General features: G+C 54.3%; 10 protein-coding genes and 1 tRNA gene. All 11 read left to right on the plus strand.

Annotated features, from left to right (window positions below; genetic code table 11):
• Window positions 1-138 precede the first annotated feature (138 nt).
• The 11 genes from tuf (at window position 139) to ASU33_RS17730 (ending at window position 14,099) form a co-directional block, all read left to right on the plus strand.
• Entirely contained in the window at window positions 139-1,326 is a 1,188-nt protein-coding gene (tuf, locus tag ASU33_RS17680; RefSeq protein WP_059072150.1) for an elongation factor Tu, read from the plus strand.
• A 117-nt stretch (window positions 1,327-1,443) separates the two neighbouring features.
• Window positions 1,444-1,514 (plus strand) — tRNA-Trp (locus ASU33_RS17685).
• Window positions 1,515-1,584: 70 nt separating this feature from the next.
• On the plus strand, window positions 1,585-1,779 hold the full coding sequence (gene secE, locus ASU33_RS17690; RefSeq protein ID WP_059072151.1) for a preprotein translocase subunit SecE: 195 nt from the start codon (window positions 1,585-1,587) through the stop codon (window positions 1,777-1,779).
• A 24-nt stretch (window positions 1,780-1,803) separates the two neighbouring features.
• Window positions 1,804-2,364, plus strand: a complete 561-nt coding sequence (gene nusG, locus ASU33_RS17695; RefSeq protein WP_059072152.1) for a transcription termination/antitermination protein NusG — start codon at window positions 1,804-1,806, stop codon at window positions 2,362-2,364.
• A 113-nt stretch (window positions 2,365-2,477) separates the two neighbouring features.
• Window positions 2,478-2,921 (plus strand): 50S ribosomal protein L11, encoded by a 444-nt coding sequence (gene rplK / locus ASU33_RS17700; RefSeq protein WP_059072153.1) that lies wholly within the window; start codon window positions 2,478-2,480, stop codon window positions 2,919-2,921.
• A 12-nt stretch (window positions 2,922-2,933) separates the two neighbouring features.
• Complete coding sequence (gene rplA, locus ASU33_RS17705) at window positions 2,934-3,632, plus strand: 50S ribosomal protein L1 (RefSeq protein WP_059072154.1); 699 nt, start codon at window positions 2,934-2,936, stop codon at window positions 3,630-3,632.
• 14 nt (window positions 3,633-3,646) lie between these two features.
• Window positions 3,647-4,201 (plus strand): 50S ribosomal protein L10, encoded by a 555-nt coding sequence (rplJ, locus tag ASU33_RS17710; RefSeq protein ID WP_059072155.1) that lies wholly within the window; start codon window positions 3,647-3,649, stop codon window positions 4,199-4,201.
• Window positions 4,202-4,261: 60 nt separating this feature from the next.
• Window positions 4,262-4,642 carry a 50S ribosomal protein L7/L12 gene (gene rplL, locus ASU33_RS17715; RefSeq protein WP_059072156.1) on the plus strand — a complete coding sequence of 127 codons (381 nt, stop codon included), beginning with the start codon at window positions 4,262-4,264 and terminating at the stop codon, window positions 4,640-4,642.
• A 345-nt stretch (window positions 4,643-4,987) separates the two neighbouring features.
• Window positions 4,988-8,872, plus strand: a complete 3,885-nt coding sequence (gene rpoB / locus ASU33_RS17720; protein ID WP_059072157.1) for a DNA-directed RNA polymerase subunit beta — start codon at window positions 4,988-4,990, stop codon at window positions 8,870-8,872.
• 379 nt (window positions 8,873-9,251) lie between these two features.
• Entirely contained in the window at window positions 9,252-13,598 is a 4,347-nt protein-coding gene (rpoC, locus tag ASU33_RS17725; protein ID WP_059072158.1) for a DNA-directed RNA polymerase subunit beta', read from the plus strand.
• 171 nt (window positions 13,599-13,769) lie between these two features.
• Window positions 13,770-14,099, plus strand: a complete 330-nt coding sequence (locus ASU33_RS17730) for a DUF3467 domain-containing protein (RefSeq protein ID WP_059072159.1) — start codon at window positions 13,770-13,772, stop codon at window positions 14,097-14,099.
• Window positions 14,100-14,105: the final 6 nt, after the last annotated feature.

Consider the following 14,105-nt stretch of genomic DNA (forward strand, 5'->3'; position numbering starts at 1 on the left):
CGCCTGCCGCCGTATGGCCTGCAGCAAGCGACGTGCAGTTTTTCCTAAGGAGAAGTCTGCGTTTCGCTTTCTTGCAGTATACACGCAGCGCGTTTCGCATCCTCTTTTTCCTCAAAATTTCTTCCCAATCTCCTTACAATGGCTAAAGAAAGTTTTGACCGGTCCAAGCCGCACGTAAACATCGGCACGATCGGTCACGTGGACCACGGCAAAACGACCCTGACCGCCGCCATCACCACCGTGTTGGCAAACAAAGGTCTGGCTGCTAAGCGTGACTTCTCCTCGATCGACAACGCTCCTGAGGAAAAAGAGCGCGGTATCACCATCAACACCGCTCACGTAGAGTACGCAACTGCCAACCGTCACTACGCTCACGTTGACTGCCCTGGTCACGCTGACTATGTGAAGAACATGGTAACTGGTGCTGCTCAGATGGACGGCGCTATCCTCGTAGTAGCTGCTACCGACGGCCCGATGCCCCAGACCCGCGAACACATCCTGCTGGCTCGCCAGGTAGGTGTACCGCAGCTGGTTGTGTTCATGAACAAAGTGGACATGGTTGACGACCCCGAGCTGCTCGAACTCGTTGAGATGGAAATCCGCGAGCTGCTGTCGTTCTACGACTTCGACGGTGACAACATTCCGGTTATCCAAGGTTCGGCCCTAGGTGGTCTGAACGGCGATGCCAAGTGGGTAGGCACCATCGAGGCTCTGATGGATGCTGTTGATAACTTTATCCCGATTCCTCCGCGTCTGACCGATCAGCCGTTCCTGATGCCGGTAGAAGACGTGTTCTCGATCACCGGCCGCGGTACCGTGGCTACGGGTCGTATCGAGCGCGGTGTTATCAACTCGGGTGACCCAGTTGAAATCCTCGGTATGGGTGCTGAGAACCTCAAGTCGACCGTAACTGGTGTTGAGATGTTCCGCAAGATCCTCGACCGTGGCGAAGCTGGTGACAACGTAGGTCTGTTGCTCCGTGGTATTGAAAAAGAAGCCATCCGTCGTGGTATGGTTATCTGCAAACCCGGCTCGGTAACTCCTCACAAAAAGTTCAAGGCTGAAGTTTACGTACTGTCGAAAGAAGAAGGTGGCCGTCACACGCCGTTCTTCAACAACTACCGTCCGCAGTTCTACTTCCGCACCACCGACGTTACTGGCATCATCTCGCTGGCTGAAGGCGTAGAGATGGTAATGCCTGGTGACAACGTAACTATCACTGTTGAGCTGATCAACTCGGTAGCTATGGAAAAAGGTCTCCGTTTCGCTATCCGTGAAGGTGGCCGTACGGTAGGTGCCGGTCAGGTAACTGAAATCCTCGACTAATTACCGAAAGGTTAAGACAATCCGCCCACGAAAATTTCGTGGGCGGATTTGTTTTATCTAGAAGCTTCACTACATTTGCACTCCCATTCAGAGCATTTACATCTGAATGAGTAATACACGGGCGTAGTTCAAGGGTAGAATAGAGGTCTCCAAAACCTTTGATGGGAGTTCGAATCTCTCCGCCCGTGCTGATTGAAACCAGAAGCCGGCCGCTGCTGAAGGGGCCGGCTTTGCCTTACCGCCAACCGGCCACCCTACATGGATAAGTTGTCGAAATACTTCCGCGATACCGTCGAGGAGATGCGTTACAAGGTGACGTGGCCTTCTTTTGACGAGCTGCAGAAGAGTGCCGGTTTGGTGCTCATCGGCTCCATTGTGTTTGCCATTGTGGTTGGCCTGATGGATGTGACGTTTGAGTCGCTGCTGAAGGCGTTCTACAATTCGTTCCGCTAGGTCTCACTATTTGCCAGAAGTAAAATGGGAGAATTGAAGTGGTACGTGGTTCGTTCAGTGAGCGGCCAAGAGAAGAAAGCTAAGCAGTACCTCGAAACCGAAATTCATCGTCACGGTCTCGATGAGCTAGTACCCCAGGTGCTAATTCCTGCCGAGAAGGTGTACGAAATGCGTAACGGTAAGAAGCGGGTACGTGAGCGTAGCTTCTTTCCTGGATACATACTTATTCATGCTGATTTATCGCATGGTGAGGTTGATCACATAATCACCACTACGCCTGGTGTGCTCGGGTTTTTGAGTGATAAGGAAGGAAAGGCGGCCAACGCAAAACCCGTCCCCTTGCGCATGAGCGAGGTAAACCGCATTCTAGGTATCGTTGATGAAACGGAGGAGCAGCCAGCTTCGCTAGAAGTGCCCTTCGTGGTTAACGAGACAGTTAAGGTAATAGATGGACCATTCAATGGTTTCTCTGGTACTGTAAATGAAGTATTCGAGGAACGCAAAAAGTTGAATGTAATCGTCAAAATTTTCGGCCGTGCTCAACCAGTTGAGTTGAGTTATACACAGGTCGAAAAGGAACAATAAACTGTTACAGTTGAGTTACTTGTCGTCCGCTCCTGACTTGTAGCTGCTTCCAGATAGGAGCATTTTCCACAACGGCATCAGGCGCCACCTGAAGCCGAAGTTTAACAAACCAAATGGCCAAGGAAATCAAAGGTTACCTGAAGCTTCAGGTAAAGGGAGGCGCGGCTAACCCCGCCCCGCCGATTGGACCTGCACTTGGTTCGAAGGGCTTGAACATCATGGAGTTTTGCAAGCAGTTCAATGCTCGCACCCAGGATAAAGCCGGTCAAGTGTTACCTGTTCTCATCACCATGTACACCGACAAGTCGTTTGACTTTGTGGTGAAGACGCCGCCTGCGCCGATCCTGCTCATGGAAGCAGCGAAGATTCAGAGCGGGTCGAAAGAGCCGAACCGTAATAAGGTTGGCTCGGTGACCTGGGACCAAGTCCGCCAAATTGCCGAAACGAAAATGCCCGACTTGAACGCTTTCAAGATCGAGTCGGCCATGAAGCTCGTAGCTGGCACCGCTCGCAGCATGGGTCTCACCATCACGGGTGAAAATCCTCTCACCAAGTAATCGGGACAGACCATGGCAAAAGTGAGCAAAAAGCGCAAGGAAGCCCTTGCCAAATTTGATCTGACGGAAGTACGGTCGCTGCAGGACGCTGCCAAAGTAGTGAAGGAAATCACCTACACTAAATTTGACGCTTCGGTAGACATCGACGTACGTCTGGGTGTTGACCCCCGCAAAGCTGACCAGATGGTTCGTGGCGTGGCAACCCTGCCCCACGGCACGGGTAAGACCGTTCGTGTACTGGCCCTCGTGACCCCGGATAAAGAAGCCGAAGCTACGGCTGCTGGCGCCGACTACGTAGGTCTTGACGATTACATCGCCAAGATCGAAAAAGGCTGGACCGATATCGACGTAATCATTACGATGCCGGCCGTTATGGCCAAGGTAGGCCGTCTGGGCCGTGTGTTGGGTCCGCGTGGCCTGATGCCGAACCCGAAGTCGGGTACCGTAACCACGGACGTAGCTAAGGCTGTGCAGGAAGTGAAGGCTGGTAAGATCGACTTTAAAGTTGACAAAACTGGAATCATTCACACCTCAGTTGGTAAAGTGTCGTTCGACGAGCAGAAGCTTGCAGAAAACGCTTTCGAACTGATTCAGACCCTGCAGCGTCTGAAGCCTTCGTCGGCTAAAGGGACTTACATCAAGAGCATTACGCTCTCGAGCACGATGAGCCCTGGCGTACCGGTTGACACTGCTGTTACTTCCGCTAAATAAGCATACGCCTGATCATGACGAAGGAAGAAAAATACGCCCTCGTAGATGAGCTGGCCGGTAAGTTCGGCGAGTACAGCTTCTTCTACATCACGGATGCTTCGGGCATGACCGTGGCTAAGATCAACGAATTCCGTCGCCTGTGCTTCAACCGCGGCATGGAATTCAAGGTCTATAAGAACACGCTGATCCGCAAAGCGTTGGATCGTCTGTCGGCCGATACCTCGGCGATGGACGCCGCGCTGAAAGGCCAGTCGGGTATCCTATTCTCGAGAGAATCGGGTTCGGCTCCTGGTAAGCTGCTGAAAGATTTTTACAAGTCGCAGAACTACGGCCGCGGCGTTGAGCCGAAGCCCGTTCTGAAAGGTGCTTACATCGACAGCGATGTGTTCGTGGGTGCTAATCAGCTTGAGACGCTGAGCACTATCAAAGGCAAGCAAGAGCTTATCGGTGACATCATCGGCTTGCTGCAGTCGCCCGCCAAAAACGTTATCGGTGCTCTACAGAGCGGCGGCAACAAACTGGCCGGCATCCTCAAAACCCTTTCGGAAAAAGAAGAGGCCGCAGGCTAACCGCTGCTCTCTTTCTCTCTCAATTCATCGTTTTCAACAACTCCCCAAATTTTTTGCAAAATGGCAGATCTGAAAGCATTTGCAGAGCAGCTTGTTAGCCTGACCGTTAAAGAAGTTAACGAACTGGCCACTATTCTGAAGGACGAGTACGGCATTGAGCCGGCTGCTGCTGCTCCCGTAATGGTAGCTGGTGGTGGTGCTGGCGCTGCTGCTGACGCTCCCGAAGAAAAGACTTCGTTCGATGTAATCCTGAAGTCGGGTGGTGCTCAGAAACTGGCTGTAGTTAAGCTGGTGAAAGACCTGACCGGCCTGGGCCTGAAAGAAGCCAAAGAACTGGTTGACGGTGCTCCGAAGCCCCTGAAAGAAGGTGTTGCTAAGGATGAGGCTGAAGGCCTGAAGAAGCAACTGGAAGAAGCTGGTGCTGAAGTAGAGATTAAGTAATTAATCTCCTCACTCTACCTGCTTCAACCGGACTGATCAGACGGAAACAGGTTTCGGTTTATTCCATTTGCCGCACCTGTTTCTCAGTCCGACAAGCATGGATTAGACCTGGCAACTAAGTCAGGTCTTTTCCTGTTTGTAGCCTGCAAACTTTGCTAAAGGCCGTTTGAACGCTCTGGGAGCGTTTTTCGGCGAATCAGTAGCGCGAACTTACCACTGCAGTATGTCATCAAAGAACGTTTTTCTTGCCCTTAGGGTTGTTCTTCGATGCGTGAGTGATAGGCTCGCGCTACTGGCATGGTTTGAAGATTCCATCCTCCCAGTGTCATTTTAATTCTTAACACATTGGCTACACCCCAAGCAAAGGCTACGGCCGAGGAGCGGATCAATTTCGCCAAGATTAAGAAGGTAATCGAATACCCGGACTTCCTGGACGTGCAGTTGCAGTCGTTCCGGGATTTCTTCCAGTTGGAAACGGCTGCGGAGAACCGTTCGAACGAAGGCTTGTTCAAAGTATTTGCCGAGAACTTTCCGATTTCGGATTCGCGGGAAAACTTCGTGCTGGAGTTTATCGACTACCACGTAGATCCGCCGAAGTATTCCGTAGACGAATGCATCGACCGCGGCCTGACTTACTCGGTGCCACTGAAGGCCAAGCTGCGTCTGCTTTGCAACGACGAAGACAACGAAGATTTCGAAACCATCGAGCAGGAAGTGTTCCTCGGGAACATTCCCTACATGACGGAAAAGGGTTCGTTCGTTATCAACGGTGCAGAGCGTGTAATCGTATCGCAGCTACACCGCTCGCCGGGCGTTTTCTTCGCTCAGAGCAAGCACACGAATGGTACAAAGCTGTATTCAGCCCGTATCATTCCGTTCAAAGGGTCGTGGATTGAATTCGCCACGGACGTGAACAACGTGATGTACGCGTATATCGACCGGAAGAAGAAATTCCCGGTTACGACGCTGCTTCGCGCCATTGGCTACGGCACCGACAAAGACATCCTCGACCTGTTCGGGCTGTCAGAAGAGGTAAAAGCCGACAAGAAAACTCTCAAGAAGGTAGTTGGCCGCAAGTTGGCCGCCCGTGTGCTCCGCACTTGGACGGAAGACTTCGTGGACGAAGATACCGGTGAGGTAGTTTCAATTGACCGTAATGAGGTGTTGTTGGAGCGTGACTCGACCGTTGAGGATGAGGATATCGACACCATCGTGGATTCGGGCGTGAAGTCCATCATCCTGCACCGCGAAAACGTCAACATTGCCGACTTCGCCATTATCTACAATACTCTTCAGAAGGATAACTCTAACTCTGAGAAGGAAGCTGTAGAGCAGATTTATCGCCAGCTCCGCAATACGGAAGCACCGGACGAGGAAACCGCGCGTGACATTATCCAGAAGCTGTTCTTCTCGGATAAGCGTTACGACCTAGGTGACGTAGGCCGCTACCGTATCAACAAGAAGCTGGGCATCGACACGAACTGGGAAGCTCGCGTACTCACGAATGAGGATATTGTTCTCATCGTGAAATACCTGATCGGCCTGATCAACTCAAAGGCTATCGTCGACGACATCGACCACTTGTCGAACCGTCGCGTGCGCACCGTAGGGGAGCAGCTGTATGCCCAATTCGGCGTAGGTCTGGCTCGTATGGCACGTACGATCAAGGAGCGCATGAACGTGCGCGACAACGAGGACTTCAAGCCTGTTGACCTGATCAATGCCCGTACGCTGTCGTCGGTTATCAACTCGTTCTTCGGTACGAACCAGTTGTCGCAGTTCATGGACCAGACGAACCCACTGGCCGAGGTGACGCACAAGCGTCGCGTTTCGGCTCTTGGGCCAGGAGGTCTGTCGCGTGAGCGTGCAGGTTTCGAAGTACGTGACGTTCACTACACGCACTACGGCCGTCTGTGCACCATCGAAACACCGGAAGGACCAAACATCGGTCTGATTTCGTCGCTGTGCGTGCACGCTCGCGTAAACTCGATGGGCTTCATCGAGACGCCTTACCGCACGGTAGAGAACGGCAAGGTGGACGTAAGCGAGACGGTAAAATACCTAACCGCTGAGGAAGAAGACACGCATCACATTGCACAGGCTAACGCCCGCATCGATGACGAAGGCAACTTCCTATCGGAGCGTGTTAAGGGCCGCTTTGAAGGTGACTTCCCGGTAGTAGAGCCGGCCGAGTACACTTACATGGACGTTGCACCGAACCAAATCGTATCGGTGGCCGCCTCGATGATTCCGTTCTTGGAACACGATGACGCTAACCGTGCGCTGATGGGCTCGAACATGCAACGTCAGGCTGTACCGTTGTTGAAGCCGCAAGCCCCGATCGTGGGTACCGGCCTCGAAGGCCGCGTGGCTATTGACTCGCGTGCACTGGTGGTAGCAGAAGGCGACGGTGTTATCGATTACGTTGATGCTAACAAGATCATCGTTAAGTATGATCTGACTCAGGAAGACATCCTAGTGAGCTTCGACGCGGAGCGCGTAACCTACGAACTGATCAAGTTCCGCCGTACAAACCAGGACACTTGCTTGAACCTGACGCCTATCGTTAAGAAGGGCGAGCGAGTAGTAAAAGGCCAGCCGCTATGCGAAGGCTATGCTACTGAAGCAGGCGAATTGGCCTTAGGTCGTAACATGCAGGTGGCGTTCATGCCATGGCAAGGTTACAACTTCGAGGACGCCATCGTAATTTCGGAGCGTGTAGTTCGCGACGATATCTTCACTTCGATTCACATCGAAGAATTTGAGCTGGAAGTACGCGAGACCAAGCGTGGCGAAGAAGAGCTGACTTCGGAAATCCCGAACGTGAGCGAAGAAGCCGTACGCAACCTCGACGAGAACGGTATCATCCGCATCGGTGCTGAGGTTCGTGAAGGCGACATCCTAATTGGTAAGATCACGCCGAAAGGCGAGACCGACCCAACTCCGGAAGAGAAGCTGCTCCGCGCCATCTTCGGCGACAAGGCCGGCGACGTGAAGGATGCCTCGCTTAAGGCACCACCCTCTCTGAATGGTGTTGTTATCGAGACGAAGCTGTTCTCGCGTCCGAAAAAGGACAAGAACCTGCGCGCTAAGTCGAAGCGCGAAGTAGAGGAGCTGAAAGACCGTTACGCTGCTGAGCTGCGCGGTGTGAAAGCCATCATGATCGACAAGCTGGTGCAACTGCTCGACGGCAAAACGTCACAGGGCATTAAGCACAAGTTTGGCGATGAGCTGCTGGCCAAAGGGGCCAAATTTGGTAAGAAGAACATCACCGATGCCCTCTTCCCCGAGAAGAACCCCTACAAGGACGAGAGCAACTACGCCGTGCCAGAAGAGGTAAACCTGTTTAAGGACCTCATCCTAGAGAACTGGACTACCGACGAGAAGACCAATGCGATGGTAGCGGAACTGGTGAAGAACTACACCAAGCGCCGTAACATCGTAACGGCCCGCTTCAAGCGCGACCGTTTCACCCTCGAGGTTGGCGACGAACTCCCGGCTGGTATCGTTCAACTGGCCAAGGTATACATCGCCAAGAAGCGCAAGCTGAAGGTGGGTGACAAGATGGCCGGTCGTCACGGTAACAAAGGTGTGGTAGCCCGCATCGTTCGCGATGAGGACATGCCCTTCCTGCCCGACGGCACCCCGATGGACATCGTGCTCAACCCCCTAGGTGTACCGAGCCGTATGAACATTGGTCAGATCTACGAGACGGTACTGGGCTGGGCTGGCTTAAAGCTGGGCCGCAAGTACTCGACGCCGATCTTCGACGGTGCAACCGAAGAAGAGGTAGCTCGTGAGCTGACGGAAGCAGGCTTGCCCGACTGGGGCCGTGCTTACCTGCACGATGGTCTGACGGGCGACCGTTTCGATCAGCCGGTAACTGTGGGTGTGATTTACATGCTCAAGCTTGGTCACCTTGTCGATGACAAGATGCACGCCCGTTCGATCGGCCCGTACTCGCTCATCACGCAGCAGCCGCTGGGTGGTAAGGCGCAGTTCGGTGGCCAGCGCTTCGGCGAAATGGAAGTGTGGGCACTGGAAGCCTTCGGTGCTTCGAACATCCTGCAGGAAATCCTGACGGTGAAGTCGGACGACGTGATCGGCCGTGCCAAAGCTTACGAGGCCATTGTGAAGGGCGACGTGTTGCCCAAGCCGAATATTCCTGAGTCATTCAACGTACTTATTCACGAGCTGCGCGGTCTGGCCCTGGAAATCACGCTGGACTAGTTTAAAAGCTGCTAACAGAATGGTTGTCGGTGCCTCGGTGCCGGCAACCATTTTGCGCATCCTGCCCTAGGCTGACTCGTCAGCAAGTAGGGGGGAGGCCAAGCAGAGCGGACAAATAGTACGAGCGGCTTTGCGACATGCTTTTCGGCCGTTGTTCCGAGATATGGTCAGGACAACATCAACAGGCCCAGAAGTCATCAATGAGCTGGTCGAATGGAGCCGACGAGGCTTCGCCCAGACCCGAAAAATCTACTGCGCGGCGTACCTATCCGACCCGCAGAGCACTTTTCCCGGAGTCGAGCTGTTCTGAGTGTTTGGGCACTGCCCGAAGAAACCGAACGGTGAAATAGCAACAAGCTAAAGCTTAAACACAAGCAACATGGCGTTTGCAAAAACGAAAAAGCTGGTTCAAGACTTCTCGAAAGTCACCATCTCGCTCGCCTCTCCGGAAGCCATTCTGGAGCGCTCGAACGGGGAAGTGGTGAAGCCCGAGACGATCAACTACCGCACGTACAAGCCCGAAATGGGCGGCTTGTTCTGCGAGCGGATCTTCGGACCGGTAAAAGACTGGGAGTGCCACTGCGGCAAATACAAGCGCATTCGCTACAAGGGCATCATCTGCGACCGTTGCGGCGTGGAGGTAACCGAGAAGAAGGTGCGCCGCGAGCGGATGGGCCACATCGAATTGGTTGTACCCGTTGCGCACATCTGGTACTTCAAGTCGCTGCCCAATAAAATTGGTTACCTGCTGGGCCTGCCCACCAAGAAGCTCGACCAGATCATCTACTACGAGCGTTACGTGGTAGTGCAGCCGGGCTTGCTGGAGGCTGATGGCGTACAGCAGTACGACTTCCTGACGGAAGACGAATACCTGGACATCATCGACAAGCTCCCCCGCGAGAACCAGATGCTGCCCAACGAGGACCCGCAGAAGTTCATTGCCAAGATGGGTGCTGAAGCGCTGCAAATGCTGCTCGAACGCCTCAACTTGGACGAACTGAGTTACTCCCTGCGTGACTCGGCCGCACACGAAACCTCGCAGCAGCGTAAGGCTGAGGCGTTGAAGCGTCTGCGCGTAGTAGAAGCCTTCCGCGAAGCCAACGGCCGTATCGAGAACCGTCCTGAGTGGATGGTGATCCGCATGGTGCCGGTAATTCCGCCGGAACTGCGTCCGCTTGTACCGTTGGATGGTGGCCGTTTCGCTACTTCCGACTTGAACGACCTGTACCGTCGCGTTATCATCCGCAACAACCGCCTCAAGCGCCTGATCGAAATCAAGGCACCGGAAGTGATTCTGCGCAACGAGAAGCGCATGCTGCAGGAAGCCGTGGACTCGCTGTTCGATAACTCGCGTAAGGTAAATGCCGTGCGCGCCGAAGGCAACCGCGCCCTGAAGTCGCTGTCTGATATGCTGAAAGGCAAGCAGGGCCGCTTCCGTCAGAACTTGCTCGGTAAGCGTGTCGACTACTCGGGCCGTTCGGTTATCGTGGTAGGTCCGGAGCTGAAGCTGCACGAGTGCGGTCTGCCCAAGAACATGGCGGCCGAGCTGTTCAAGCCGTTCATTATCCGCAAGCTCATCGAGCGCGGCATTGTGAAAACGGTAAAGTCGGCCAAGAAGATCGTAGACCGCAAGGACGCTGTGGTATGGGATATCCTCGAGAATGTGCTCAAGGGTCACCCGGTACTGTTGAACCGTGCTCCTACACTTCACCGCCTAGGTATTCAGGCGTTCCAGCCGCGCCTCATCGAGGGTAAAGCTATTCAGCTGCACCCGCTGGTGTGTACCGCCTTCAACGCTGACTTTGACGGTGACCAGATGGCAGTGCACGTACCCCTAGGTCCGGCAGCTGTACTGGAAGCTTCGATGCTCATGCTGGCGTCGCACAACATCCTGAACCCGGCCAACGGCGCTCCGATTGCGGTACCGTCGCAGGACATGGTTCTAGGTCTGTACTACGTGACCAAAGGCAAGCGCACTACCGAAGAGGAAGTAGTTGTAGGCGAAGGCCGCACCTTCTACTCGGCTGAGGAGGTAGTAATTGCTATCAACGAGGGACAGCTCTCAAAGCACGCCTATATCAAGGTGCGTACGAAAGTGCGCGACGAGCAAGATAACCTCGTAACCAAGGTTATCGAGACGGTTGCTGGCCGTGTGCTGTTCAACCTGCACGTACCGGAGGAAGTAGGCTTCGTGGATGAGCTGCTAACCAAAAAGAAGCTGCAGCAGATCATCTCGATGGTGTTCAAGCGTACGGGCATGGCCCGCACGGCGCAGTTCCTCGACGACATTAAGACGCTGGGCTTCCAGTCGGCTTACAAAGGTGGTCTGTCGATGGGCCTGGGTGACATCCAAATTCCGGTAGAGAAGGACCAGCTGATTGCCCAGGCGCAGAACGACGTGAAGGCGGTAACTCAGAACTACCAGATGGGTCTGATTACCGACAACGAGCGTTACAACCAGGTTATCGACATCTGGACGCGCATCAACAACCAGATCACCGAGACGCTGATGTCGCGCCTCGAGAAGGAGAAGCAAGGCTTCAACTCGATCTACATGATGATGCACTCGGGTGCCCGTGGTTCGCGCGAGCAGATCCGTCAGCTCGGGGGTATGCGTGGTCTGATGGCCAAGCCGCAGAAGTCGCTACAGGGTTCGGTAGGCGAGATTATCGAAAATCCGATTCTGTCTAACTTCAAAGAAGGTCTGGACGTTATCGAGTACTTTATCTCGACGCACGGTGCCCGTAAGGGTCTGGCCGATACCGCTCTGAAGACGGCTGACGCCGGCTACTTGACCCGTCGTCTGGTAGACGTGTCGCAAGACGTTATTGTGAATGACGTTGACTGCGGCACGCTGCGTGGCATCGAAACCTTCGCCCTGAAGGACAACGAGGACATCGTGGAGCCGCTGGCCGAGCGTATCCTAGGTCGTGTGGCTGTTCATGATATCGTGGACCCGCTAACCGACGAAGTTATTCTGCCCGCTGGCGACGAAATTACCGAAGAGGTGACTCGTCGTATAGACCAGACCAGCATCGAATCGGTGGAAATCCGCTCGGTACTGACCTGCGAAGCGAAGCGTGGTATCTGCGCCCGCTGCTACGGCCGCAACCTCTCTACTGGCCGCATGGTACAGAAAGGGGAGGCTGTAGGTGTAATCGCTGCTCAGTCGATTGGTGAGCCCGGCACGCAGCTGACGCTGCGTACCTTCCACGTGGGTGGTACTGCATCGAACATCGCTGTAGAAGCCAGCATCCGCGCCAAATTTGCCGGTGTAATCGAGTTCGAAGACGTGCGCACCGTTGATTCGGTGAATGCTGAAGGCGAGCCGGTGAAAGTGGTAATGGGTCGTTCGGGTGAAGTACGCATCGTGGAGAAAGGCACCGGCAAGGTGTTCATCTCGAACCACGTTCCGTACGGCTCGTTCCTGCTCGTTGAGGAAGGTCAGGAAGTTGAGAAAGGCCAAGAGCTGAACAACTGGGACCCCTACAACGCAGTAATTCTGGCCGAATTCGATGGTACCGTCAACTACGAGGGTATCAAAGAAGGCGTAACCTACCGCGAGGAGTCGGACGAACAGACCGGCTACCGTGAGAAAGTGGTTATCGAGTCGAAAGACAAGACCCTGGCTCCGGCGCTGGTAATCAAAGCCGGCAAGAAAGGCGGCGACGAAACGCAGAAGGCTTACAACATTCCCGTAGGTTCGCACATCAACGTGGAGAACGGCGAGAAGATCAAGGCCGGTCACATTCTAGCTAAGATCCCGCGCGCTGTTGGCAAGACCCGCGACATTACCGGTGGTCTGCCCCGCGTTACCGAGCTGTTCGAAGCCCGTAACCCGTCGAACCCGGCGGTGGTATCGGAAATCGACGGTGTGGTAACCTACGGTACGGTGAAGCGTGGTAACCGCGAAATCTTCGTCGAGTCGAAAGACGGCGTACGCAAGAAGTACATGGTGCCGCTGTCGAAGCACATTCTGGTGCAAGACAACGACTTCATCCGCGCCGGTGCGCCGTTGTCGGATGGTGCCATTACGCCGACCGACATCCTGAACATTCAAGGCCCCGGTGCCGTGCAGGAGTACCTCGTGAACGAGATTCAGGAAGTGTACCGCTTGCAGGGTGTGAAAATCAACGACAAGCACATCGAGGTGGTTGTACGCCAGATGATGCAGAAGGTGGTTATCATGGATCCGGGCGATACGTCGTTCCTCGAGCACCAGACCGTGGACAAGATTACGTTCATGGAAGAGAACGATGCCATCATCGACATGAAGGTGGTAACGGACGAAGGTGACTCGACGATCCTGAAGCGTGGTCAGATTGTAACGGCTCGCAAGCTGCGCGATGAGAACTCCTCGCTGCGCCGCCGCGACCTGAAGCTGGTAGAAGTGCGCGACGCTTCGCCGGCCGTATCGCGTCCGACGCTGCAGGGTATCACGCAGGCCTCACTGGGCACGCAGTCGTTTATTTCGGCTGCTTCGTTCCAGGAGACGACCAAGGTGCTTTCGGAAGCCGCCATCCGTGGCAAGGCCGACGAACTCCTAGGTCTGAAGGAGAACGTTATCGTTGGTCACCTCATTCCAGCCGGTACCGGTCTGCGCGAGTACACGCGCATTCAGGTTGGCTCGACCGAGGATCCGGAACCGGCACCCGCCGCTCCGGCAGCTACGGAAACGCGTCCTGCACGTGCTAGCCGCAGCAAGCGCGAAGTATCGGCTGAATAAGCTGACGCAGCTTAGGCTGATCAAATAAGGGAGCCCGCCGGAAGCAATTCCGGTGGGCTTTTCTTTTTCTAAGTACTTTTAGGCAGGCGGCAGCATTCGCTTGACTTAAGAAGCTGCACCAACATCCAACTTCGCATAACATCACGCGAACAACATGTTCGCGCAATTATTATGGCTCAGCAACAACCCACATCTGCACCCGAGGAACAACAAATCAATATCGAGCTATCGGAAGACATAGCAGAAGGCGAGTACGCCAATCTTGCGATGATTGCCCATTCGAGCGGCGAGTTCGTTATCGACTTTATTCGATTGATGCCTGGTTTACCCAAAGCGAAGGTGAAAGCCCGAATAGTTATCACACCCGAACACGCAAAGCGTTTGTTATCGGCGCTGTCGGACAACGTGGAGCGGTACGAGCGGAGCTTTGGCACCATCAAAACGCAAGACGAAATGCCTAGCTATCCGATGAACTTCGGAGGAACGATGGGAGAGGCATAGCTCTCG

The organism is Solirubrum puertoriconensis, assembly GCF_001483135.1.
GTDB classification, from domain to species: Bacteria; Bacteroidota; Bacteroidia; order Cytophagales; family Hymenobacteraceae; genus Solirubrum; species Solirubrum puertoriconensis.

What these genes read in the sequence shown, in the direction of transcription:
- rplL (WP_059072156.1), top strand. Translation starts at nt 4,262, where the DNA reads ATGGCAGATCTGAAAGCATTTGCAGAGCAGCTTGTTAGCCTGACCGTT.
- tuf (WP_059072150.1), top strand. Translation starts at nt 139, where the DNA reads ATGGCTAAAGAAAGTTTTGACCGGTCCAAGCCGCACGTAAACATCGGC.
- rplA (WP_059072154.1), top strand. Translation starts at nt 2,934, where the DNA reads ATGGCAAAAGTGAGCAAAAAGCGCAAGGAAGCCCTTGCCAAATTTGAT.
- rpoC (WP_059072158.1), top strand. Translation starts at nt 9,252, where the DNA reads ATGGCGTTTGCAAAAACGAAAAAGCTGGTTCAAGACTTCTCGAAAGTC.
- rplJ (WP_059072155.1), top strand. Translation starts at nt 3,647, where the DNA reads ATGACGAAGGAAGAAAAATACGCCCTCGTAGATGAGCTGGCCGGTAAG.
- rplK (WP_059072153.1), top strand. Translation starts at nt 2,478, where the DNA reads ATGGCCAAGGAAATCAAAGGTTACCTGAAGCTTCAGGTAAAGGGAGGC.
- secE (WP_059072151.1), top strand. Translation starts at nt 1,585, where the DNA reads ATGGATAAGTTGTCGAAATACTTCCGCGATACCGTCGAGGAGATGCGT.
- nusG (WP_059072152.1), top strand. Translation starts at nt 1,804, where the DNA reads ATGGGAGAATTGAAGTGGTACGTGGTTCGTTCAGTGAGCGGCCAAGAG.
- ASU33_RS17730 (WP_059072159.1), top strand. Translation starts at nt 13,770, where the DNA reads ATGGCTCAGCAACAACCCACATCTGCACCCGAGGAACAACAAATCAAT.